Below are 22,284 nucleotides of genomic sequence, written 5' to 3' on the forward strand. Positions count from 1 at the left end.
CGGCGGGCAGCCACGGGATGTCCTGATCAAGACCGCACCGCCCGGCTGAAGTTCGGGCGACTGCAGCAGAAAGGAAGTCCGTCCATGCGCGTTGCCCGTCGCATCGCCACCGTTCTGACCGCCTCCGCCGTGATGATCGGCGCTTTCGCCACACAAGCTGCCGCCGTCGGCATCGATATCGCCGGGTTGGTCATCGAAACTCCGCCGGTCTGACCCGCCCCCGCACACCCCTCGGGCCGGACTCGGCGCACCGAGTCCGGCCCGTCCCCGCCTGAGTTGCCCGCCTGGGCTTCCGACCGTGTTTCCGAAAGGCCTGAAAGTAGTCATGCGTTCTCGTGCTGTCGCCACCACCACCCTGTTCGCCGCGGTCGCCCTCGTCGGCGTACTCGCCTCTCAGGCCCAGGCCGCGCCCGCGCTGCCGCTGCCCCTGCCGGCCCCTGCGGCGGCCCCCGCGGCCGAGTCCCTCATCACGGAGGGCCTCACCGTAGAGGGGCCTCTGGTCAACAACATCAGTCTGCCCACGACGAAGTAGCCCGCCGCATGCGGTAGCTGTCCCCGTCGATCCCGACGATCTCCGCGTGGTGCGCGAGACGGTCGACCAGGGCGGGGGCGGCGCCGCCGAAGATCTCCTCCCAGCGGCCGAGGGGGCGGTCACTGGTCACGATCAGCGAAGCCCGCTCGTAGCGGTGGGCGACGACTTGGAAGAGCAGATGGGCGGTGGCCGCGTCGAAGGGGGCGTAGCCGACCTCGTCGATGATCAGCAGAGGGTACGCGTCGAGGACGGCCAGTTCCTCTGCGAGCCGCCCGCCGTCCCGTGCCTCGGTCAGCCGGTACGCCCACTCCGCGGCGGTCGCGAACAGCACCCCGTGCCCCGCCTGGCAGGCCCGCACGCCGAGCCCGACGGCGAGATGCGTCTTGCCGGTGCCGGGAGGCCCGACGAACACCACGTTCCCGCGGGCATTGACGAAGTCCAGCTTGCCGAGGCGGGGGACGGTCTCGCGGTCGAAGGACCTCGGGTGACTCTCGTCGAACTCCTCCAGCAGCTTCCGGGAAGGGAACCCGGCGTCCCGGATACGGGTCTCGGTCCCGGGGACGGTCACAGGGCGGTCGTACGGCGCGGAGGGCTCGGCGGAGGAGGGAAACGCCGAGTGGACGGCCGGCCGGGCGGCCGAGCGGTCAGCCGACTGGGCCGGAATCGAGACGGGCGGAGTCGAGATGGGCGGAGTCGAGATGGCGGGAGCCGGGAAGGGCGTGGGCATCGGATCCGGCTCCGGCTTGGGCTTCGGCTCAAGCTCCGAGGAAGCGTGGACCTCGGGCGCATCGTGACCCGCGTGGGCCGCCACCGCCCCGGCCGCTCCCGCCCCGGACATGTACCAGAGGATCGCCGCCGAGACGATGAACGCCATGTGGATCACCGTCCCCCACATCAGCGAGTGGCGGGGTGTGTGGTGCACGTCCACGAACATCTGGAGCAGGTGGACGGAGGAGATGCCCACGATGGCGGTGGCGAGCTTCACCTTCAGCACGTTGGCGTTGACGTGCGAGAGCCACTCGGGCTGGTCGCGGTGGCCCTGGAGTCCGATACGCGAGACGAAGGTCTCGTAGCCGCCGACGATCACCATGATCAGCAGGTTGGCGATCATCACGACATCGACGAGCTTGAGCACGGCGAGCATGACGTACGTCTCGGTCGCCTGCCCGCCCACGATCCGGAGGATTAAATTCCACAGCTCGCTGAAGAACTTGTAGACGTACACGGCCTGGGCGGCCACCAGGCCGAAGTACAACGGCGCTTGAAGCCATCTGGTGGCGAACAGGGCGTAGCCGAGCGTCGTGGTGGGAGGGGATGCGGTGGGCCTCAGAGGCTGCCTGCGAGTTACCTGCACGGTCCGTCATTCTTCGGAACCGAAGCCGCAAATCAGAATTCCCACCACTCATTGGAATGAAAAGACATCCGATAGGACAGGACGTGGGGGATGCAGGGCGGCGGTCTGTTACGTCTCGGACCGGACGCGACCAGGGAGCACCGGACGCGGGCGTCCACCCCGTCCACGACCGCAGACGCCGATGATCAGGCACACTGGACGTTTGGCCGACCGGAAAGGGTGCCTCGTGTGAATGGTCCACTTATTGTCCAGAGCGACAAGACTCTGCTGCTCGAGGTCGATCACGAGCAGGCGGACGACTGTCGTCGGGCCATCGCGCCGTTCGCAGAGCTGGAGCGGGCGCCCGAGCACATCCACACGTATCGGGTGACACCGCTGGGGCTGTGGAACGCGCGGGCCGCCGGGCATGACGCCGAGCAGGTCGTGGACGCTTTGGTGCAGTTCAGCCGGTACCCGGTGCCGCATGCCCTGCTGGTCGACATCGCGGAGACGATGGACCGGTACGGGCGGCTGACCCTGTCCAAGCACCCGGCCCACGGGCTGGTGCTGACGACGACCGACCGGCCCGTACTCGAGGAGATCCTGCGCTCGAAGCGGGTCATGCCGCTCGTGGGCGCCCGGATCGACCCGGACACCGTGGCCGTGCACCCCTCCGAGCGCGGGCAGATCAAGCAGACGCTGCTGAAGCTGGGCTGGCCGGCCGAGGACCTCGCCGGGTACGTCGACGGCGAAGCCCATCCGATCGAGCTGGCCGAGGACGGCTGGGCGCTGCGGCCGTACCAGAAGCAGGCCGTGGAGAACTTCTGGCACGGCGGTTCGGGGGTTGTCGTACTCCCCTGTGGCGCCGGAAAGACGCTGGTCGGCGCCGGTTCGATGGCTCAGGCGAAGGCCACCACCCTCATCCTCGTCACCAATACCGTCTCCGCGCGGCAATGGAAGCACGAGCTGGTGCGGCGTACGTCGCTGACGGAGGAGGAGATCGGGGAGTACAGCGGTACGAGGAAGGAGATCCGGCCGGTCACCATCGCCACGTACCAGGTGCTGACGACGAAGCGGAAGGGCATCTATCCGCATCTGGAGCTGTTCGACTCCCGTGACTGGGGGCTGATCATCTACGACGAGGTGCACCTGCTGCCGGCTCCCGTCTTCAAGTTCACGGCGGATCTGCAGGCGCGCCGTCGGCTCGGCCTGACGGCGACGCTCGTACGGGAGGACGGACGCGAGTCGGACGTGTTCTCGCTCATCGGCCCGAAGCGTTTCGACGCGCCCTGGAAGGAGATCGAGGCGCAGGGCTATATCGCGCCCGCGGACTGCGTCGAGGTCCGGGTGAATCTGACGGACGCCGAGCGGCTGGCGTACGCGACGGCCGAGACCGAGGAGAAGTACCGCTTCTGCGCGACCACCGAGACCAAGCGGAAGGTCACGGAGGCGCTCGTACGTCGCTTCGCGGGGCAGCAGACGCTCGTCATCGGCCAGTACATCGACCAGCTCGACGAGTTGGGCGAGCATCTGGACGCGCCGGTCATCAAGGGCGAGACCAGCAACGCTCAGCGGGAGAAGCTCTTCGAGGCGTTCCGGCAGGGTGAGATCGGCGTGCTGGTCGTGTCGAAGGTCGCGAACTTCTCGATCGACCTGCCTGAGGCGACGGTCGCGATCCAGGTCTCGGGAACGTTCGGCTCCCGACAGGAGGAGGCGCAGCGTCTCGGTCGCGTACTGCGTCCGAAGGCGGACGGACACCAGGCGCACTTCTACTCGGTGGTCGCTCGCGACACGCTTGACCAGGACTTCGCCGCTCATCGGCAGCGGTTTCTGGCGGAGCAGGGGTATGCGTACCGGATCGTGGACGCGGACGAGTTGCTGACGGAGAACTGAGCCGGGAGGAAGAGGGCTCCGGCGGAACCAGGCTCACCGCCTGCGGCGTACGCCCGCTTCCTCGCCGTACTCCCCGAGCACGATCACACCGAAGGCGGCGGTCGCGAAGACCTTGACGGCGTGCAGGGCGTCGCCGAGGAGATGGCGGTGGTGACGGTCGTCGATGGCGGTCGCACCGGGCGGCGGACCGTGCCGGGCGGGCCCGGAAGCTGGGGTGAAGGTCGCTGCGCTCATGTTTCCATGATGCGATTCGGCCATTCAGGTGACATCGGCCTAAGGGCCCAACCTCCGGGACCTCCGCATACGCCTCTGGGCCTACCCGTCCCCCTAGGTACCCACTAGGGGGAGTACCCGCCAGGGAGTACCCCGGGAGGAGGGGCCGTGCAATAAATCATTGGCCCCGTCGTCCGCCCCTGGCCTAAAATCTCCGCTCTTGCCCGCCTCCCCCGTGGATGGCTGCCGCCCGGACGGAAACCGGCCGGTCCCGCCCCGCCGTAAGTCACGTACAGGCACGTACAGGCACGTACGAACTCGTACGGCGACGAGGCACACCCACGCAGCAGATCGCCACGCAGCCGAACCCCTGCATGGCCCTGACCACGCCCGGAGGCACCCGCCGTGTCCACCCCGCCCGCCGACGACCCTCTCGACCCCCACGACCCGCTCTCCCGGGAGCGCGCCCACCTCGCCGGTTCCCGTGCCGCCCTCCGTTCCATGCGCGAGGACGTCGAGTCGCTCGACATCCGGGACGTCACCGCGAACTGGGTCAACGCGGAAGCCCTCACCCACCAGATCGACGAGCGCATCAGGTCCCTCGCGGACCTCGCTCACACCCCGCTGTTCTTCGGCCGCCTCGACTACCTGCACGAGCCGGGCGCTGAACAGGCAGAAGGAGCCGAAGAATCAAAGGGGCGCGAAGCGCCTTCCTTGCAAGGGCGGCGGTGGGAGACGGGCGGGCGCTTCTACATCGGGCGCCGCCACGTCCACGACGCCGACGGCGACCCCATGGTCATCGACTGGCGCGCCCCGGTCTCACAGCCGTTCTACCGGGCCTCCAAGAAGGACCCGATGGACATCGCGCTGCGCCGCCGCTTCGGGTACACGGGCGGCGACCTCACCGCGTACGAGGACGAACACCTCACCGACCCCACAGCAGTGACATTTTCCGGCTCCGCCGGGGGCGCCGTCACCAGCAAGCTGCTCCAGCAGGAGATCGAGCGCCCGCGCGTCGGCCCGATGCGCGACATCGTGGCGACGATCCAGCCCGAGCAGGACGAGATCGTACGCAGCGGACTGGGCGGCACCGTGTGCGTGCAGGGCGGTCCGGGCACCGGAAAGACGGCGGTGGGTCTGCACCGGGTCGCGTATCTCCTCTACGCCCACCGCGAGCGGCTCGCCCGCACCGGCACCCTCGTCATCGGCCCGAACCGCTCCTTCCTCCACTACATCGAGCAAGTGCTCCCCGCGCTGGGCGAGTTGGAGGTCAAGCAGTCGACGGTCGACGACCTCGTCGCGCACGTCGAGGTACGCGGCACGGACGACGCACCGACCGCCCTCGTCAAGGGCGACGCCCGCATGGCCGAGGTCCTGCGCCGCGCCGTGCGCTCGCACGTCACGATGCCGACCGAGCCGGTCGTCGTCGTACGCGGCTCACGACGCTGGCGCGTCCCGGCGTACGAACTCGAAGAGATCGTCCAGGAGTTGCTCGACCGCGACATCCGCTACGGCGCCGCCCGCGAGGCCCTGCCACAGCGCATCGCACACGCCGTGCTCGTCCAGATGGAGCGGTCCGGCGAGGCCCCGGACGACCGCGTGCAGGACGCCGTGGCACGCAACTCCGCCGTGAAGGCGGCGGTGAAGGCGATCTGGCCGCCGGTCGACCCGGCCCGGCTGGTGCTGCGCCTGCTCTCCGACGCCGGCTTCCTCGCCGTACACGCGGACGGTGTCCTCACCGAGGACGAGCAGAAGACCATCCTGTGGGCCAGGCCCGTACGGTCGCCGAAGTCCGCCAAGTGGTCCGCCGCGGACGCCGTGCTGATCGACGAGGCCACCGATCTCGTCCGGCGCACGCATTCGCTCGGGCATGTGGTGCTCGACGAGGCGCAGGACCTCTCCCCCATGCAGTACCGGGCGGTGGGCCGGCGCTGCACGACGGGTTCGGCGACCGTGCTCGGCGATCTGGCGCAGGGCACCACGCCCTGGGCGACGCGCAGTTGGGACGAGGCCCTGGCCCACCTGGGCAAGCAGCAGGCGGTCGTCGAGGAACTGACGGCCGGCTTCCGCGTCCCGACGGACGTCATCACGTACGCGTCCAGGCTCCTCCCGCACATCGCGCCCGGGCTCACTCCGGTGACCTCGGTCCGCGAGAATCCGGGTTTCTTCGAGGTACGTACGACTGCCGCCGACACCGAAGTGGTGGACGCCTGCGAGGAGTTGCTGCATCAGGAGGGCTCGGTCGGCCTGATCGCGGCCGATGCCCGCATTCCGGCGCTGGCCGAGGCGCTGACGGCGGTGGGGATCACGTATCTCGGCCCGGGCGAGGAGACGACGTACGAGACCCGTCTCACCCTGGTCCCGGCCTCGCTCGCCAAGGGCCTGGAGTACGACTACGTGGTCCTGGACGAGCCCCGTGCCATCGTCGACGCCGAGCCGGACGAACGCACCGGCCTGCGCCGCCTGTACGTCACCCTGACCCGAGCCGTCTCGGGCCTGATCGTGACGCATTCGGCACCGCTGCCTCCCCAACTGGCCTGATCCACAGGCCGGTTCACGGGTCAGTCCACCGAGGGCAGCCGCCAGTACTGCCGTTTGTCCTTGTCGCGCACGACGACGCCGAGTTTGGCCAGCTCCTTGCGCAGCTCCCGCGCGTCCTCGGCGTCGCCCTGCTTCTTGAGCGCCTTCTCGCGGGCCTTGAACAGGGCGTTCACCCCCTCGGGCAGGCCCGGGGTGCCGGGGACCCAGCGCCGGAACTCGGCCAGGTGCGGGTCGGCGTCCGCCCAGGTGTAGCCGTGCTCGGTGAAGGCGTCGGCGAGGCGCCGCTTGTCCAGGCCGCAGTCCTCCCGGGCGAGTTCCTCGCTGTGGTGCCCGAGCAGCACGATCTGTTTGCCGTCCGGGAAGACCAGGCGGATCTTGTCCCGCGCGAACTCCTCGGACTCGTCCCGGATGGTGAGCACCACACGGCGGTCGGAGACGCGGACGGACAGTGACTCGTGCAGCAGGACGAAGGCCGCGAAGAGGCCCAGCAGCGCGCCGACGGCCACCGCGCCGATGGTCACCCACGGCTCGGGGACCGAGTCCAACAGCTTCGCCGGGCCCTTGAACGGCGCCCAGCGCAGGGTCACGAGCCACCCGGCGAGCAGCCGGACCAGCTCGCCGACCACGGCTCCGGCCACGACGCAGAGGGCCAGGACGCCCCAGGTCGACTCGCCGAGCACGGTGGACTGGTCGGCCTGGGCGGCCCCGTCGCCCCGGCCCGGCTGGTCGGCCCGGTCCCCCCGGCCTGCCCGTGCGTCCGGCTCCTTCTGCATATCCACGCTCATGCGCCCTCCACCCGTTTTCTGCTGCGCAGCCCTCAGTGTGGTGAGCGACGAAACATCCGTCATCAGCCGATGGTCTACGGCACTGCCACTTTGGTATGCGGCTTCCGGTAAGCGCCTTGAGTCGTCCGCCCGCAACAGCTACTCGTCCATCGCCGCCCGCCACTCGCGTACAGCGGCGGAGGAGACGGGATGAGCCCACCCGCCGGGCCGCGCCGCCCCGCCGATGTGGAAGGCGTCCACTCCGGCGGCCCGCAGCCGGGGTACGTGGTCCAGCCGGAGCCCTCCGCCCACCATGAGCCGCTGCTCATAGCCCGGCTCGCCGCGCCGCGCCGCCTCGGCGAGCAGCGTGGGGAGGCCGTCGTCCACACCGGCCGCCGAGCCCGCCGAGAGGTATGTGTCGAGCCCGGGCAGATCCGCGAGCTGCTTGCGCAGGGCGTCGCGGTCCGCCGCCCGGTCGATCGCGCGGTGGAACGTCCAGCGGCAGCCGTCCAGTTCGGCGACGATCCGCTCCACCGCGGACACGTCCACGCCGCCGCCCTCGTCCAGGAACCCGAGCACGAACTCGTCGGCCCCCGCACCCCGCAACTCCCGCGCGGCGCGCACCAGTTCCTCGATGTCACCGGCGGCGAACCCGTCCCCCAGCCGCAGCATCACGCGCAGCGAGATGTCGACGGCGGCCCGGATCTCCGCGAAGGTCCCGACCGACGGGGTGAGCCCGTCGGCCGCCATGTCGGTGACCAGTTCGAGGCGGTCCGCGCCCCCGGCCCGGGCGGCGACCGCGTCCTCGGCGTCGAGGGCGATCACCTCCAGGACTGCACGCTTGCTCATCAGGACCTCTTTCCTTGGGAGGCTTGGACGACTAGGACAGCTACAGGTCTAGTCCAATTCAAGGGTACGCGGTGAAGAGGAACAATGGCCCCATGGCCGACCCCGAAGCCCTGCGCACCCGCTGGCTCCACACCCTGCAAAGGGCCCGCACGACCAGCACCCCCGACCCCGCCCCGTACGCCGACGACCTCCTGACCCGCTGGTCCGAACCGCAACGCCGCTACCACACGCTCGATCACCTCACGGCGGTGCTGGACCACATCGACGTGCTGAAGCAGTACGCGGACGACCCGGACCTGGTGCGCCTCGCCGCGTGGTTCCACGACGCGGTCTACCTCCCCGACCGCTCCGAGAACGAGGAACGCTCCGCGCGCCTGGCCGAACGCGCCCTGACCGAAGCCGGTCTCCCGCCGGAGAAGACGGCCGAGGTCGCCCGCCTGGTCCGCCTCACGATCACCCACGACCCGTCGGACGACGACGCCAACGGCCAGGTCCTCTGCGACTCCGACCTGGCGATCCTGGCCGCGCCCCCGAAGACGTACGCCGTGTACACGGCCGCCGTCCGCGAGGAGTACGCCTTCGTCCCCTCCGAAGCCTTCCGCGAGGGCCGTGCCGAGGTGCTGCGTCAGCTCCTCGCCCTCCCACGCCTCTTCCGCACGCCGTACGGGGCGGCGGAATGGGAAGCGACGGCGCGCTACAACATCGGCGCCGAACTGGAGCTGCTGGCCGGATAGCCGCCGGCCGGTGGGCTGCCGCTCGGTTATTCGGTGCCGTTCCGCGAGCCGAGCACCTATCGTCGCCCCCATGCGAGACATGGGCGGGGAGCAGATAGAGGAAGCCGTCACAGGTTGCGTGGCGGTGCTGCGGGCGGCGGCCGGGGAGCGGGACTGGGGCGTCAAGGCGGGCCGTCTGGAGTGGAGTTGCCGCAGGACGGCGGAGCACATCGCGTCGGATCTCATCGCGTACGCGGGGCAGTTGGCGGGCCGCCCCACCGACCGGTACGTACCTTTCCGCATCGACTGCGCCGAGTGCGAGAGCCCCGACGACGTCCTGGACGTCATCGAGGCGACCGGCGCCCTGCTCGCCGCAGCCGTCCGCACCGCACCGCGCGAGGCGCGGGCGTTCCACCCGTACCCCTTCCGCAGCGCGAACCGCGAGGGCTTCGCCGCGATGGGTATCGCCGAGGTGCTCCTGCACACGCATGACATCGCCGAGGGACTGGGGATCGCGTACGAGCCCCCGGCCGACCTCTGCGAGGACGTACTCACCCGGATCTTCCCGCATGTCCAGCCAGGGCCCGACCACTGGCGCACCCTCCTGTGGGCGACCGGCCGCGGCGAACTGCCCGGCCGCGCGCCGGTCACCGAGTGGCGCTGGAACAACAACCTCGTCATCCCCGCCGAACGGCTCACCCTTCAAGGGATCACGCCCGCTGCCGCCGCCGATCTGCAGATCGGCGGCACGGGCGGCTTCGAGTGGATCGAGGGCGGCCCTTGCGGGAACACGCGCTTCTCCGCCGGAATAGTCACGAAGGCGTACGAGGCCGGAGCGCACCGCCCGGAGTGGGGTGTGTTCGTCCTCGTGCGCAGGGAGGACGGCCGGGCCATCGGTGGCATGGGCTTCCACGGCGTCCCCGACGACGAGGGCCGCGCCGAGGTCGGCTACGACCTGGAGGAAGCGGCCCGCGGCAACGGCTACGCCACGGAGGCGCTGCGCGCACTGTCCGCGTGGGCGCTGGCACGCGACGACGTGAAGCTGCTGTGCGCGAAGGTCGACCACGCCAACGCCCCTTCCCAAGGGGTCGTTTCCCGCGCGGGTTTCATCCGGGTGGGTGAGGACGCGGAGCAGTACGTGTACGAGCTCCGCAGAAGCTGAGCCGGCCGGCCTCTCAAAAGGATTACGTACGCTGCTTGCGCTTGCGCAGCCCCGCCCCGTACAGCAGCCGCACCACCTCGCGGCTGCTGACCTCGACCGCTCCGGCGCGCACGACGTCCGCGTACCGATGCGACGGGATGTCGTAGTGGTCCCGCTCGAAGGCCCGGCGCGGGACGCCCAACTCCGCGGCGAACAGGTGCAGTTCGTCGTACGAGACATCGCTGATCAGATGCGACCACATATGGCCGTGGCCCGGCCAGGCGGGCGGATCGATGTAGACGGTCACGAGGAGGGCGCCTCGCCGGGACCACCCGGACCACCGGTGGCCGAGCCGAGCGAGCCCACCGCCGAGACCTTCACGCCCGCCTTGTGGCACACCCAGTGCGGATCGGGCCCGAGTTCAGGTTCGACGTCGAGGGCGTGCGGGTCGCCGACGCCGCAGACTGGGCACAGCGGCCACCGCCCGTACCGTTCGAGCAACGAGTCCTGCACGTCCTGGGCAACCAGCCCCGCCACATACTCCACGCCCTCCGGCCACTGCTCCACCCACCATCGCCGCTGCACCACAGACGCCTCGACAAGCGAGACGACTTCGGCGTCGGCGACATCGCCCGCGACGAGATCGGCGATCACGAGCGCACGAGCGGCATGCAGTGCCTGTTCCATCGGGCTGACGGGGTGTGGGGAGGCCGGCTGTTCCATACGCCCATTGTGCGCCTACGGCAGAAGCGGCCACATCGGACCCGCAGACGAAAGCGCCTCCGAGCCACCCCTTGACCCTCCAGTCCACCGAAAATACCTTTCAAAGGTGACCCCAGACGTGAAGGAAATTTTCGCCGGCGAGGCGCCACCGGCACCGGCGGCCCTCGCGGCCAAAGTGCGCACGCTCGCCCCGTCGATGACCCGCTCCATGCAGCGGGTCGCCGAAACCGTGGCCGGCGACCCCGCAGGCTGCGCGGCCCTCACAGTCACCGGCCTGGCGGAGCGAACCGGCACCAGCGAGGCCACAGTCGTCCGCACCGCCCGCCTCCTCGGCTACCCCGGCTACCGCGACCTGCGCCTGGCCCTCGCCGGCCTCGCCGCCCACCAGCAGTCGGGCCGCGCCCCCGCCGTCACGGCCGACATCGCAGTCGACGACCCGATCGCCGACGTCGTGGCGAAACTGGCGTACGACGAGCAGCAGACCCTCGCCGACACCGCGGCAGGCCTGGACACGGTCCAGCTCGGCGCGGCCGTCTCCGCGCTCGCGGCGGCCGGCCGGATCGACATCTACGGAGTCGGCGCCTCGGGCCTGGTCGCCCAGGACCTCCACCAAAAGCTCCTGCGGATAGGCCTCATAGCCCACGCGTTCAGCGACCCGCACCTCGCGGTCACCAACGCCGTGCAGCTGCGCGCCAAGGACGTGGCCATCGCGATCACCCACTCCGGTTCGACCGGCGACGTCATCGAGCCGCTACGGGTCGCCTTCGAGCGGGGCGCCACGACGGTCGCGATCACCGGCCGCCCGGACGGCCCGGTCTCGCAGTACGCCGACCAGGTCCTCACCACGTCGACGGCCCGCGAGAGCGAGTTGCGGCCGGCCGCCATGTCGTCCCGTACGAGCCAACTGCTGGTCGTGGACTGCCTGTTCATAGGGGTGGCCCAGCGGACGTACGAGACGGCGGCGCCCGCGCTGGCCGCTTCCTATGAGGCTCTCGCGCACCGCCACAGCCCGCGCGGCTCCCAGCGCTAGGCCCATGGCTCGCGTACAAGTGCTCGAGTACGAGTAACGAAAGCCAGCACCGGAACGAAACACCGGAAAGAGCCGCCCCACATGACCTCCCCCGCCGACGCCTCCTCCGACCGCCAGTCCCACTCCACCTCCAACTTCCGTGACGTACGGGACGAGTTGGAGACCCTGACCACCGAGGCGTTCCGTCCCGAGCTTGCCCGGATCGATCAGTTGCCCACCCTTGAGATCGCGAAGATCATGAACGGCGAGGACGCGACCGTACCGACCGCCGTCGCCGCGCAGCTCCCGCGTATCGCCGCCGCGACCGACGCCATCGCGGACCGTATGGCACGCGGCGGACGCCTGGTCTACGCGGGCGCGGGCACCGCGGGCCGCCTGGGCATCCTCGACGCGTCCGAGTGCCCGCCCACCTTCAACACGGACCCCTCCGAGGTCGTCGGCCTGATCGCGGGCGGCCCGAGCGCCACGGTCAACTCCATCGAGGGCGCCGAGGACTCCAAGGAGCTGGCGGCCGAGGACCTGGCCGCGTTGGGCATCACCGCCGACGACACGGTGGTCGGTGTCTCGGCCTCCGGCCGGACCCCGTACGCGATCGGCGCGGTGGAACACGCGCGTGCACTCGGCGCCCTGACCATCGGCCTGTCCTGCAACGCGAACAGCGCGCTCGCGGCGGCGGCCGAGCACGGCATCGAGGTGGTCGTGGGCCCCGAGCTGCTGACCGGCTCGACGCGTCTGAAGGCGGGCACGGCCCAGAAGCTGGTCCTCAACATGCTGTCGACGATCACGATGATCCGCCTGGGCAAGACGTACGGGAACCTGATGGTCGACGTACGGGCCTCGAACGACAAGCTCCGGGCTCGTTCGCGCCGTATCGTGGCGCTGGCCACGGGTGCGCCGGACGACCAGATCGAGGCGGCCCTGAGCGCGGTCGACGGCGAGACGAAGAACGCGATCCTCGTCCTCCTCGCCGACGTCGACGCCGCGACCGCCGCCCGCCTGCTCACCGAGGCGAACGGCCACCTCCGGGCGGCTCTTCAGGCGGCCCTCGCAAGCGACTGAGCTCCGCCTGGTCCGCCTGCCCCGGGCTCCTGGGGTGTTTGTCAGTGGCGCATGTGATTCTTGGGGGCGTCGGCAGCACGGCTCCCGGGAGGGGACGACCACCATGAACCACGCACAGCTGAACGCTCTGGGCCGCGCCCTGCGGCTTCTCGGCGAGCACGGCGAGGCACTGGGCTCGGACACGCCCGACGCGAAGCTGCACGAGGTCAAGGCGGACCTGAAGCGCGCGCTGGACCTCCTGGAGGAAACGGTCACCACGGCGGCCCCCACCACGCGCTGCGCCGAGCACCCCACAGGACCGGTCGACGAGGACGCCCCCGACCTGTGCCTGCTCTGCGAGACGCGTCGCCGAGTCGCCCGCCGCTCGAAGGTCAACGACTCGTTCTCCCAGGGCCGTCCGACCACCCCGGACGAGACGCTCGAGCGCACGAAATCCCGCTACGGCGTACGGGGCGACCGCCCCCAGCCCCAGCAGCGCTGGCTCCCGGAGATGTGGACCGGCCAGGTCTGGCAGCTCTGCGGCACACCCCGCCGCGACAAACAGGAAGCCGAGCTGTACCTCGCCGCCCAGCGCCGCAGCCCCCACCCCGGCATGGCCTACCGCCTGGTCCACGAGTTCACCGACTACGAGGTCCTGCGCATCTGGGGCACACCGGTGAAGGTCGACATCGAGCCGATGGGGAACCTGTAGCACTCCGGCCGTACGACCCTGCCGCTGTCGGACACGCCGAGGGCGGCACCCCTGCGAACAGGGATGCCGCCCTCGGTACTGGACTGGAGGTCCCCCCTGCTCGAGCGAAGCCGAGAGCTTGGGGGAGGGTCCGACCCGGCGAAAGAACCGGATCAGAAGTCCATGTCACCGCCCGGCATGCCGCCACCGGCACCGGCGCCGGCACCGGCCTTCTCCGGCTTGTCGGCGATGACGGCCTCGGTGGTGAGGAACAGCGCGGCGATGGACGCGGCGTTCTGCAGCGCAGAGCGCGTGACCTTCGCCGGGTCGATGATGCCCTCGGCGATCATGTCGACGTACTCACCGGTCGCGGCGTTCAGACCGTGGCCGATGGGCAGGTTGCGCACCTTCTCGACGATGACGCCACCCTCGAGACCACCGTTGACGGCGATCTGCTTGAGCGGGGCCTCCAGGGCGAGCCGCACGGCGTTGGCGCCGGTCGCCTCGTCACCCTCGAGCTCCAGCTTCTCGAAGACCGTGGAGGCCTGGAGCAGGGCCACGCCACCACCGGCGACGATGCCCTCCTCGACGGCAGCCTTCGCGTTGCGAACGGCGTCCTCGATGCGGTGCTTGCGCTCCTTGAGCTCGACCTCGGTGGCGGCACCGGCCTTGATGACGGCCACGCCGCCGGCCAGCTTCGCCAGGCGCTCCTGGAGCTTCTCGCGGTCGTAGTCCGAGTCGGAGTTCTCGATCTCGGCGCGGATCTGGTTGACCCGGCCGCCGACCTGCTCGGTGTCGCCGGCACCGTCGACGATCGTGGTCTCGTCCTTGGTGATGACGACCTTGCGGGCGCGGCCCAGGAGGTCCAGGGTCGCGTTCTCCAGCTTGAGGCCGACCTCCTCGGAGATGACCTCGCCGCCCGTGAGGATGGCGATGTCGCCGAGCATGGCCTTACGGCGGTCACCGAAGCCCGGAGCCTTGACGGCGACGGACTTGAACGTGCCGCGGATCTTGTTGACGACCAGGGTCGACAGGGCCTCGCCCTCGACGTCCTCGGCGATGATCAGCAGCGGCTTGCCGGACTGCATGACCTTCTCGAGGAGCGGCAGCAGGTCCTTGACGGCGCTGATCTTCGAGTTGGCGATCAGGATGTACGGGTCGTCGAGGACGGCCTCCATACGCTCCATGTCGGTGGCGAAGTACGCCGAGATGTAGCCCTTGTCGAAGCGCATACCCTCGGTGAGCTCCAGCTCCAGACCGAAGGTCTGGGACTCCTCGACGGTGATGACGCCTTCCTTGCCGACCTTGTCCATGGCCTCGGCGATGAGCTCGCCGATCTGGGTGTCGGCGGCGGAGATGGAGGCGGTCGAAGCGATCTGCTCCTTGGTCTCCACGTCCTTGGCCTGGTCGAGCAGGGCACCGGAGACCGCCTCGACGGCCTTCTCGATACCGCGCTTCAGAGCCATGGGGTTGGCACCGGCGGCGACGTTGCGGAGGCCTTCCTTGACCAGCGCCTGGGCCAGGACGGTCGCGGTCGTCGTGCCGTCACCGGCAACGTCGTCCGTCTTCTTCGCGACTTCCTTGACCAGCTCGGCGCCGATCTTCTCGTACGGGTCCTCGAGTTCGATCTCCTTGGCGATGGAAACACCATCGTTGGTGATCGTGGGGGCGCCCCACTTCTTCTCGAGGACGACGTTGCGGCCCTTGGGGCCGAGGGTGACCTTGACGGCGTCGGCGAGCTGGTTCATCCCGCGCTCGAGGCCGCGCCGCGCCTCCTCGTCGAACGCGATGATCTTGGCCATGTGAAGTGGTCCTCCCGGACTGGGGTGGATTGCTCCGGACCGCGCTGGCGCCCGCGACGGACGGCCTGCCTGCCTCGTGGTTCCTTGCCCCACTTGGCCTGCGGGCCTCACCGACCCGGTCCTCGTTGTCACTCTCACCTTCAGAGTGCTAACGCCAATGATTAGCACTCGGGGTGGTCGAGTGCAAGCGGCTACCACAGTGCGGGCGGGGTGCCGACAGGCATGCCGAAGGGCCCGTACCCCTTGAGGTACGAGCCCTTCGGAAGAAGAACGTGTCGCTGCAGATCAGTCGGCGCGTGCTTCAGCCGGTCGCCAGTCGGACCATGTCCGCCTGCGGCCCCTTCTGGCCCTGCGAGATCTCAAAATCGACCCGCTGACCTTCCTCCAGGGTGCGGTAGCCGTCCATCTGAATCGCGCTGTAGTGGACGAATACATCCGCACCACCGTCGACCGCGATGAAGCCGTACCCCTTCTCCGCGTTGAACCACTTGACGGTGCCCTGAGCCATGCCTAACTCCCCTATTACTGGCCCTTGCACAGATCCACACTTCGCGGATCCGGGTCAGACCTCACCCCCCAACGGTTGGGGGTGTGCGCCGGAACGCGTCGACCGCGGCTGAATGTATCTGCCCAACTGCCGTCTGCAACAGGTCAATCGGACGAGAAATCTGGGCATGGCCGATCCGGAATGTACGGAGAATTCACCCTAGAGGGGGGCAAGTCGGGCTCCACAAAAGGAGCAAAAGACGCAAAAGACCCGCACACTTTGGCTACTTCTCATCGGGTATCCGACAGGAATGCACATGCATTCGGCCCGGAGGAGCACCAAGTTCCCCAACTGTACCGCGCTCAACCATACAGAATTGCCCCCTCCGTTTAACTCACGGAGGGGGCAATTCGATGAACTCTGAGTGACCTGCATTACCGACGGTAACGATCAGCCTCCGGCACTGTACCGGATGGTCAGCCTCCGGCGACGGCCGGAATGATCGAGACGCCGGCCCCGTCGGGCGTCGCCGTCTCCAGCCCCTGCTCGAACCGCACATCGTCGTCGTTCACGTACACGTTGACGAACCGGCGCAGCTTGCCCTGATCGTCCAGGACACGCGCAGCGATACCTGTGTGGTTCTTCTCCAGGTCGGCGATGACCTCGGCGAGGGTCGCCCCTTCAGCGGCGACCTCGGCCTGACCGCCGGTGTAGGTGCGAAGGATGGTGGGGATGCGAACGTTGACGCTCATGGGGTTATGACCTCCGGTCAGGTATGGAGCGCCCCGCCAGGGGCGCGGGGCAGTGACGTTTGCGGCTCCGCCGCGATGGGGGTCCCCCGCTCGAGCGAAGTCGAGAGTGGGGGAGCGACCAGCCCCCACCGGCCTGCAGCTTGAATACAGCCCTTCCCGCGAAGCGCTACGCGAGGCCGGCCTCTCGGAACGAGTCGAGGCTGGGTCGGATCGTGGCGGTGAGCCCGGTCCCGGCCACCGCATCCAACGTCTTGAGACCGTCACCCGTGTTCAGGACGACAGTCGTGAGGCTCGGATCCAGCACACCGTTCTCGATCAGCTTGCGCGCAACCCCCACCGTCACACCACCGGCGGTCTCCGCGAAGATCCCCTCGGTCCGCGCCAGCAACTTGATCGCGTCCACGATCTGCTCATCGTTGACGTCCTCGACCGCGCCACCCGTACGCCGCGCGATGTCCAGCACGTACGGACCATCGGCGGGGTTACCGATCGCGAGGGACTTCGCGATCGTGTTCGGCTTCTGCGGCCGTACGACGTCATGGCCCGCCTTGTAGGCGACGGACACCGGCGAGCACCCCTCGGCCTGGGCGCCGAAGATCTTGTACGGCTTGTCCTCCACGAGCCCGAGCTTGATGAGCTCCTGCAGACCCTTGTCGATCTTCGTGAGCTGCGAGCCGGAGGCGATGGGCACCACCAGCTGGTCGGGGAGCTGCCAGCCGAGCTGCTCGCAGATCTCGTACGCGAGGGTCTTGGAGCCCTCGGCGTAGTACGGGCGCAGGTTGACGTTGACGAAGCCCCAGCCCTCGCCGGCCGGGTCGCCGATCAGCTCGGAGCAGAAGCGGTTCACGTCGTCGTAGTTGCCCTCGATGCCGACGAGCTCGCCGCCGTACACCGCGGCCATGACGACCTTGCCCTGCTCCAGGTCGTGCGGGATGAACACGCAGGAACGGAAGCCGGCGCGGGCGGCGGCGGCGCCGACGGCACCGGCGAGGTTGCCCGTCGAGGAGCAGGAGAGGGTCGTGAAGCCGAAGGCGCGGGCGGCCTCCAGGGCCTGGGCGACGACGCGGTCCTTGAAGGAGTGCGTCGGGTTGCCGGAGTCGTCCTTCACGAAGAGCTTGCCGGGCTCGACGCCCAGCTCGCGCGCGAGGTTGTCGGCCTTGACCAGCTCGGTCCAGCCGGGATTGATGTTCGGCTTGGTGGCCACGTCCGCGGGGACGGGCAGGAGAGGCGCGTACCGCCAGATGTTCGCGGGGCCCGCCTCGATGCGCTTACGGAGTTCCTCGGTGTCGTACGCCGAGAAGTCGTACGCGATCTCCAGCGGGCCGAAACACTCCTCGCAGGCGAAGACGGGGCCGAGCGGGACGCGGTGCCTGCATTCGCGGCAGGAGAGCGCGGCGGCGGGGCCGAGGTCTACGGAGGGGGTGTCCACGGAGTTCGTGGGGGCCGCCGAGTCGGCGGAGGTTTCAGTGTTCGTGGTGCTTGCAACTGTCTGCGCAACCATGTGAGGCGAGGCCCTTTCCTCATCTTCCTCACGACGCATCTCGCCGTGAGACGGATTTGGCACCTTCACTAGCCGGGAGCCTCGCGGAATCGATCATCTTCGATCGGTACGAGAACCGGCTGGAGGGTTGCCGGGGCTTCAACGGGCCGTATCCCTCTGCCCCTCTGGATGAGCGCTATTCGGTTGTGTGTATGTGGTTGTCGGCTCAACGACCCGCGACATGCGATGGTCATCAGCGTTGTTCAAGACTGTAACCGAAGGCCTGGATCGTGGTGAGACCAGTCCGAACCGCGAGATGACAGTCACACGAGCTGCTGCCCCAGCGGGCACTCGCGAACCCGGTCCAATGTCAAGGGAGAGCCGCACGTGCTGGAAGACGTCGAGCGCTGGCTGAACACGCGCTCCTGGTCCGTTGGCGACCGCCCGCTGAAGAAGCTCATCGCCGCGAAGCGCGCGGCCAACTCCACGGTGAGCGTCGTACTGCCCGCGCTCAACGAGGAGGAGACCGTCGGCGAGATCGTCGCCGTGATCCGCCGTGAGCTGATGACCAAGAAGGTCCCCCTCGTCGACGAGATCGTCGTGATCGACTCGGGCTCGACGGACCGTACCTCCGAGGTCGCCGCCGACGCGGGGGCCCGGGTCGTGCACCGGGACGAGATACTCCCTCGCATACCGGCCGTCCCCGGCAAGGGCGAGGTCCTGTGGCGCTCGCTGCTGGTCACGAGCGGGGACATCGTCGCCTTCGTCGACGCGGACCTGAAGGAGTTCTCCGCGGACTTCGTCTCGGGGATCGTCGGTCCGCTGCTCACCGATCCGGGCGTGGACCTCGTCAAGGCGATGTACGACCGCCCGCTGAACCTGCCGGGCGAGCCCACCTCCGGCAGGACCGCCGCAGGTCAGGGCGGCCGCGTCACGGAACTGATGGCCCGCCCGATCCTGAACATGCACTGGCCGCAACTGGCCGGCTTCGTGCAGCCGCTCGGCGGGGAGTACGCGGCCCGCCGCTCCCTCCTCGAACAGCTGCCCTTCCCCGTCGGATACGGCGTCGAGCTGGGCATGCTGGTCGACGCCCTGCACCTGGTGGGCCTGGACGCCCTCGCCCAGGTGGACGTAGGCGTCCGCAAGCACCGCCACCAGGACGGCCAGGCCCTGGGCCGCATGGCCGCCGCGATCTACCGCACGGCCCAGCTCCGCCTGGCCCGCGGGCATCTGGTCCGGCCGCGGATCACACAGTTCGAACGCGTGGAGACCGGCTTCGCGCCACATACGTACTCCGTGGACACAGAGGAACGCCCTCCGATGGCGGAGATCGAGGAGTACGCGGAACGAAAGGCGGCGTAGGCGAACGCGCCCCTGAAAGAGGGCCGCAGGCCCTTCTTTCAGGGGCGCGGGGAACTGCGCGACCAGCCACAACTCACCCGCAGCCGCCACACGACACCCCGTCCCGAGCTCTTAGGCACCCTGCGGAACCCAGCGGCGCGCTCCCGCTGAGGCGTACGTTTGAGCGAAGCCCCACTGGGCTAAGTTGAGCCCTATGGCATCAACGCAAGCCCAGATCCTCGTCGCCTCCAACAGAGGCCCGGTCTCGTACGCCCTGGACGAGACCGGGACGCTCAAAGCCAAGCGCGGCGGCGGCGGCCTGGTCTCCGGTCTCTCCGCGATCGGCCCGGAGGCCGGCGCGTTGTGGGTGTGCTCGGCCCTGGGCGACGGCGACCGCGAGGCCGTACGCCGCGGCGTCGGCGAAGAGGGCGTACGGATGCTGGACATCCCGGCCGACGTGCACGAGGACGCGTACAACGGCATCGCGAACTCGGTGCTGTGGTTCGTGAGCCACATGCTGTACCAGACGCCACTGGAGCCGGCCTTCGACGCGGAGTTCCGCAGGCAGTGGGCGTCCTTCGAGACGTACAACCGGGCCTTCGCGGAGGCCCTGGCCGAGGAGGCGGCACAGGGCGCGGCCGTGCTCGTGCAGGACTACCACCTGACGCTGGCCCCCCGCATGCTGCGCGAACTGCGCCCCGACCTGCGGATCGGGCACTTCTCTCACACACCGTGGGCTCCGCCGGAGTACTTCCGGCTGCTGCCCGACGACATCGCCGCGCAGTTGCTCGGCGGGATCCTGGGCGCCGACCGGGCCGCGTTCCTGACCCAGCGGTGGGCGGACGCGTTCACCGACTGCTGTCATGCCGTGCTGGGGCCCGGCATTCCGTCGGGTACGCGGATCGGTGTGCACGGGCTCGGTGCGGACGCGGACTTCCTGCGGAAGCGGTCGCATGAGGCCGACGTGGACGAGCGCATGGTTTCGCTGCGCGAGCAGATCGGCGAGGGCCGCAAGGCGATCGTGCGGGTGGACCGGACGGAGCTGTCGAAGAACATCGTTCGGGGGCTGCTGGCGTACCGGCAGTTGCTGGAGGACCAGCCGTCGTGGCGCGAGCGCGTCGTGCACGTGGCCCTCGCGTATCCCTCGCGGCAGGACCTGGCCGTGTACCGCGACTACATGACCGAGGTGCAACGGCTCGCGGACGAGATCAACTCCCAGTACGGGACGCCTGGCTGGACCCCGGTCGTGCTCCACCTGAAGGACGACTTCGCCCGCTCGCTCGCCGCGTACCGGCTGGCCGACGTGGCCCTCGTCAACCCGATCCGCGACGGGATGAACCTCGTCGCCAAGGAGGTGCCGGTCGTCTCCGACGCGGGGTGCGCGCTGGTGCTCTCGCGGGAGGCGGGGGCGTACGAGGAGCTGGGCGAGGACGCGATCGTGGTGAACCCGTACGACGTTTCGGGCACCGCCCGCGCCCTGCACGAAGCGTTGTCGATGCCGCTGGACGAGCGGGCGCAGCGCACCAAGCGGCTGGCCGCCGCGGCTACTGCGCTTCCACCGGCCCAGTGGTTCCTGGACCAGCTGGACGCGCTGCGCGCTGCGAGTTAGCTCCGCTGGTTTTGCGGGGTGCCCAGTAGCTCGGGGCTCGATGCCGTGTGGCGGGTGCGGGTTTGTTGTGGCTGGTCGCTCCCCCACTCTCGACTTCGCTCGAGCGGGGGGACCCCCATCGCGGCGGAGCCGCACATCGATACAGCCCCGCGCCCCTGGAAAAGCGGGCCTGCGGCCTGTTTTCAGGGGCGGGGCTGCTTCAGCTGCGTTGCCAGTGATGCCAGGAGGTGTACGACACCTGTCGGGCCGTCCACCACCAGGTCCGCGCGCTTCTGCAGTTCCGTCACCTCGGTGCTGCCGCTGCAGACCAGCAAGCCGGGTACGCCCTCGGAGCGCAGCTTCTCGACCGCGGCGAACGCCGGGAGATCCCCCAGGTCATCGCCCGCGTATGCCACCGCCCCAGCGCCGATCTCTCGTACGTACTCGCTGAGCGCTACGCCCTTGTCCATGCCCGGCGGGCGCAGCTCCAGGACCAGGCGGCCCGGTTCGACGACCAGGCCGTGGCGGGTGGCGAGGTCGGTGAGGGGTTCGCGCAGGGCGTCGAAGGCGGCCTGTGGGTCCGAGGCGCGGCGGGTGTGGACGGCGACGGCGCGGCCCTTCTCCTCGATCCAGGTGCCCTGCCAGGCGCCGGAACGGTCGAGGACGCCGGGCAGTTCGGCGCGGACGGCGGCGACGCCGGGGTGGGGCGGGGGCGCCGTGACGGTGCCGGTGACCGCGTCCCAGCGTTCGGCGCCGTAGTGGCCGAGGACGACCAGGTGTTCAAGGCCGGGTACGTCCGCGAAGCCGCCGTGGCGGACCGCGACATCGGCCGGGCGGCCGGTGACGACGGCGACGGAGGCGACCTTCGGGGCGAGGGCGGCGAGCGCCGGGACCGCGTCGGGGTGGGCGCGGGCCTGCTCGGGGTCGGGGACGATCGGGGCGAGGGTGCCGTCGAAGTCGAAGGCGAGTACGGCCCGTTCGGGTCGCGCGAGGATGGCGTCGAGGCCGTCACGTCCGGCCGGCGTCGCAGGAGTCGGCAATGGCGTCGGGGTCTTTGAGGGGTCCGCTTGGCTGCCCATACGGCGACCCTATCCGTCAGCGATCTGTCAGCGCTCGGCCCGGCGAGCGTCCCGTATTCGACGCAGCCGGTTCACGGTCACCGGGTCATGGGCCAGAGCACGCGGCGCATCAAGCAGGGCATTCAGCAGCTGGTAGTACCGAACCGGCCCCATCCCCAACTCCTCCCGTATGGCCCGCTCCTTGGCCCCGGGCGAAGCCCAGCCACGCCGCTCCAATGCGAGTACGTCACGCTCCAGCGGGGTGAGCTCTTCTGCCATGCCCGCACGGTACCCGTGCCCGGAGGGGGCCGCAGG

General features: G+C 69.5%; 23 protein-coding genes and 1 riboswitch. Of the genes, 11 read left to right on the forward strand and 12 right to left on the reverse strand.

Annotated features, from left to right (window positions below; all coding sequences use genetic code 11):
- Positions 1 to 84 precede the first annotated feature (84 nt).
- Positions 85 to 213: a hypothetical protein gene (locus ACGFNK_RS06920; protein ID WP_386354677.1), complete on the forward strand. Its 129-nt coding sequence runs from the start codon at positions 85 to 87 to the stop codon at positions 211 to 213.
- A gap of 112 nt (positions 214 to 325) precedes the next feature.
- A complete protein-coding gene (locus ACGFNK_RS06925) occupies positions 326 to 532 on the forward strand; it encodes a hypothetical protein (protein ID WP_393412700.1) in 207 nt (68 codons plus the stop codon).
- On the opposite strand, the gene istB is transcribed toward ACGFNK_RS06925, so the two are convergent.
- A complete protein-coding gene (istB, locus tag ACGFNK_RS06930; RefSeq protein WP_393412702.1) occupies positions 510 to 1,886 on the reverse strand; it encodes an IS21-like element helper ATPase IstB in 1,377 nt (458 codons plus the stop codon). The two genes, ACGFNK_RS06925 and istB, sit on opposite strands and share 23 nt — an antisense overlap.
- Before the next feature lie 228 nt (positions 1,887 to 2,114).
- Between istB and ACGFNK_RS06935 the strand changes: the two genes are divergently transcribed.
- On the forward strand, positions 2,115 to 3,758 hold the full coding sequence (locus tag ACGFNK_RS06935) for a DNA repair helicase XPB (protein ID WP_393412704.1): 1,644 nt from the start codon (positions 2,115 to 2,117) through the stop codon (positions 3,756 to 3,758).
- A 33-nt stretch (positions 3,759 to 3,791) separates the two neighbouring features.
- Here the strand turns inward: ACGFNK_RS06935 and ACGFNK_RS06940 are convergent, their stop codons facing one another.
- A complete protein-coding gene (locus tag ACGFNK_RS06940) occupies positions 3,792 to 3,992 on the reverse strand; it encodes a hypothetical protein (RefSeq protein WP_393412706.1) in 201 nt (66 codons plus the stop codon).
- Positions 3,993 to 4,376: 384 nt separating this feature from the next.
- Here ACGFNK_RS06940 and ACGFNK_RS06945 point away from each other — a divergent pair, with 384 nt between their 5' ends.
- Positions 4,377 to 6,512: a HelD family protein gene (locus ACGFNK_RS06945; RefSeq protein ID WP_393412708.1), complete on the forward strand. Its 2,136-nt coding sequence runs from the start codon at positions 4,377 to 4,379 to the stop codon at positions 6,510 to 6,512.
- 20 nt (positions 6,513 to 6,532) lie between these two features.
- Here ACGFNK_RS06945 and ACGFNK_RS06950 read toward each other — a convergent pair whose 3' ends face one another.
- Both ACGFNK_RS06950 and ACGFNK_RS06955 read right to left on the reverse strand, forming a co-directional pair.
- Positions 6,533 to 7,297: a hypothetical protein gene (locus ACGFNK_RS06950; protein ID WP_393412710.1), complete on the reverse strand. Its 765-nt coding sequence runs from the start codon at positions 7,295 to 7,297 to the stop codon at positions 6,533 to 6,535.
- Between the two features lie 138 nt (positions 7,298 to 7,435).
- Positions 7,436 to 8,125, reverse strand: a complete 690-nt coding sequence (locus ACGFNK_RS06955) for a copper homeostasis protein CutC (RefSeq protein ID WP_393412712.1) — start codon at positions 8,123 to 8,125, stop codon at positions 7,436 to 7,438.
- Between the two features lie 92 nt (positions 8,126 to 8,217).
- Between ACGFNK_RS06955 and ACGFNK_RS06960 the strand changes: the two genes are divergently transcribed.
- On the forward strand, positions 8,218 to 8,859 hold the full coding sequence (locus ACGFNK_RS06960; RefSeq protein WP_393412714.1) for a hypothetical protein: 642 nt from the start codon (positions 8,218 to 8,220) through the stop codon (positions 8,857 to 8,859).
- Between the two features lie 70 nt (positions 8,860 to 8,929).
- Complete coding sequence (locus ACGFNK_RS06965) at positions 8,930 to 10,000, forward strand: GNAT family N-acetyltransferase (RefSeq protein ID WP_393412716.1); 1,071 nt, start codon at positions 8,930 to 8,932, stop codon at positions 9,998 to 10,000.
- A 22-nt stretch (positions 10,001 to 10,022) separates the two neighbouring features.
- Here ACGFNK_RS06965 and ACGFNK_RS06970 read toward each other — a convergent pair whose 3' ends face one another.
- Together ACGFNK_RS06970 and ACGFNK_RS06975 are read right to left on the reverse strand one after the other, a co-directional pair.
- Complete coding sequence (locus ACGFNK_RS06970) at positions 10,023 to 10,286, reverse strand: DUF4031 domain-containing protein (RefSeq protein WP_386354649.1); 264 nt, start codon at positions 10,284 to 10,286, stop codon at positions 10,023 to 10,025.
- Positions 10,283 to 10,702, reverse strand: a complete 420-nt coding sequence (locus tag ACGFNK_RS06975) for a hypothetical protein (RefSeq protein ID WP_393412718.1) — start codon at positions 10,700 to 10,702, stop codon at positions 10,283 to 10,285. The genes ACGFNK_RS06970 and ACGFNK_RS06975 overlap by 4 nt, the downstream gene beginning before the upstream one ends.
- Positions 10,703 to 10,808: 106 nt before the next feature.
- Between ACGFNK_RS06975 and ACGFNK_RS06980 the strand changes: the two genes are divergently transcribed.
- The 3 genes from ACGFNK_RS06980 (at position 10,809) to ACGFNK_RS06990 (ending at position 13,482) form a co-directional block, all read left to right on the forward strand.
- Positions 10,809 to 11,732 (forward strand): MurR/RpiR family transcriptional regulator, encoded by a 924-nt coding sequence (locus ACGFNK_RS06980; RefSeq protein ID WP_386354643.1) that lies wholly within the window; start codon positions 10,809 to 10,811, stop codon positions 11,730 to 11,732.
- 81 nt (positions 11,733 to 11,813) lie between these two features.
- Positions 11,814 to 12,791: an N-acetylmuramic acid 6-phosphate etherase gene (murQ, locus tag ACGFNK_RS06985; protein WP_393412720.1), complete on the forward strand. Its 978-nt coding sequence runs from the start codon at positions 11,814 to 11,816 to the stop codon at positions 12,789 to 12,791.
- Between the two features lie 103 nt (positions 12,792 to 12,894).
- The gene (locus ACGFNK_RS06990) at positions 12,895 to 13,482 is read left to right on the forward strand and encodes a hypothetical protein (RefSeq protein WP_393412722.1); all 588 of its coding nucleotides are present in this window, start codon (positions 12,895 to 12,897) and stop codon (positions 13,480 to 13,482) included.
- Between the two features lie 152 nt (positions 13,483 to 13,634).
- Here ACGFNK_RS06990 and groL read toward each other — a convergent pair whose 3' ends face one another.
- From groL to thrC, 4 genes are all read right to left on the reverse strand, one after another.
- Entirely contained in the window at positions 13,635 to 15,263 is a 1,629-nt protein-coding gene (groL, locus tag ACGFNK_RS06995) for a chaperonin GroEL (protein WP_393412724.1), read from the reverse strand.
- 301 nt (positions 15,264 to 15,564) lie between these two features.
- The gene (locus ACGFNK_RS07000; RefSeq protein ID WP_007493268.1) at positions 15,565 to 15,771 is read right to left on the reverse strand and encodes a cold-shock protein; all 207 of its coding nucleotides are present in this window, start codon (positions 15,769 to 15,771) and stop codon (positions 15,565 to 15,567) included.
- A gap of 455 nt (positions 15,772 to 16,226) precedes the next feature.
- The gene (locus tag ACGFNK_RS07005; protein WP_119103018.1) at positions 16,227 to 16,502 is read right to left on the reverse strand and encodes a MoaD/ThiS family protein; all 276 of its coding nucleotides are present in this window, start codon (positions 16,500 to 16,502) and stop codon (positions 16,227 to 16,229) included.
- Positions 16,503 to 16,668: 166 nt separating this feature from the next.
- Positions 16,669 to 18,003 (reverse strand): threonine synthase, encoded by a 1,335-nt coding sequence (gene thrC / locus ACGFNK_RS07010; protein WP_393412726.1) that lies wholly within the window; start codon positions 18,001 to 18,003, stop codon positions 16,669 to 16,671.
- A gap of 16 nt (positions 18,004 to 18,019) precedes the next feature.
- A riboswitch (SAM riboswitch) is annotated at positions 18,020 to 18,178 on the reverse strand.
- 191 nt (positions 18,179 to 18,369) lie between these two features.
- Between thrC and ACGFNK_RS07015 the strand changes: the two genes are divergently transcribed.
- Together ACGFNK_RS07015 and ACGFNK_RS07020 are read left to right on the forward strand one after the other, a co-directional pair.
- Positions 18,370 to 19,344, forward strand: coding sequence for a glucosyl-3-phosphoglycerate synthase (locus ACGFNK_RS07015; protein ID WP_393412728.1), 975 nt, complete (start codon positions 18,370 to 18,372; stop codon positions 19,342 to 19,344).
- Positions 19,345 to 19,537: 193 nt separating this feature from the next.
- Positions 19,538 to 20,932 carry a trehalose-6-phosphate synthase gene (locus ACGFNK_RS07020; protein ID WP_393412730.1) on the forward strand — a complete coding sequence of 465 codons (1,395 nt, stop codon included), beginning with the start codon at positions 19,538 to 19,540 and terminating at the stop codon, positions 20,930 to 20,932.
- Between the two features lie 182 nt (positions 20,933 to 21,114).
- Here ACGFNK_RS07020 and otsB read toward each other — a convergent pair whose 3' ends face one another.
- Together otsB and ACGFNK_RS07030 are read right to left on the reverse strand one after the other, a co-directional pair.
- Positions 21,115 to 21,990 carry a trehalose-phosphatase gene (gene otsB / locus ACGFNK_RS07025; protein ID WP_386354620.1) on the reverse strand — a complete coding sequence of 292 codons (876 nt, stop codon included), beginning with the start codon at positions 21,988 to 21,990 and terminating at the stop codon, positions 21,115 to 21,117.
- Positions 21,991 to 22,017: 27 nt separating this feature from the next.
- The gene (locus ACGFNK_RS07030; RefSeq protein ID WP_386354617.1) at positions 22,018 to 22,248 is read right to left on the reverse strand and encodes a DUF3263 domain-containing protein; all 231 of its coding nucleotides are present in this window, start codon (positions 22,246 to 22,248) and stop codon (positions 22,018 to 22,020) included.
- Positions 22,249 to 22,284 lie beyond the last annotated feature (36 nt).

The sequence above is a fragment of the Streptomyces sp. NPDC048825 genome (assembly GCF_043198355.1).
GTDB lineage: Bacteria > Actinomycetota > Actinomycetes > Streptomycetales > Streptomycetaceae > Streptomyces > Streptomyces xiangluensis.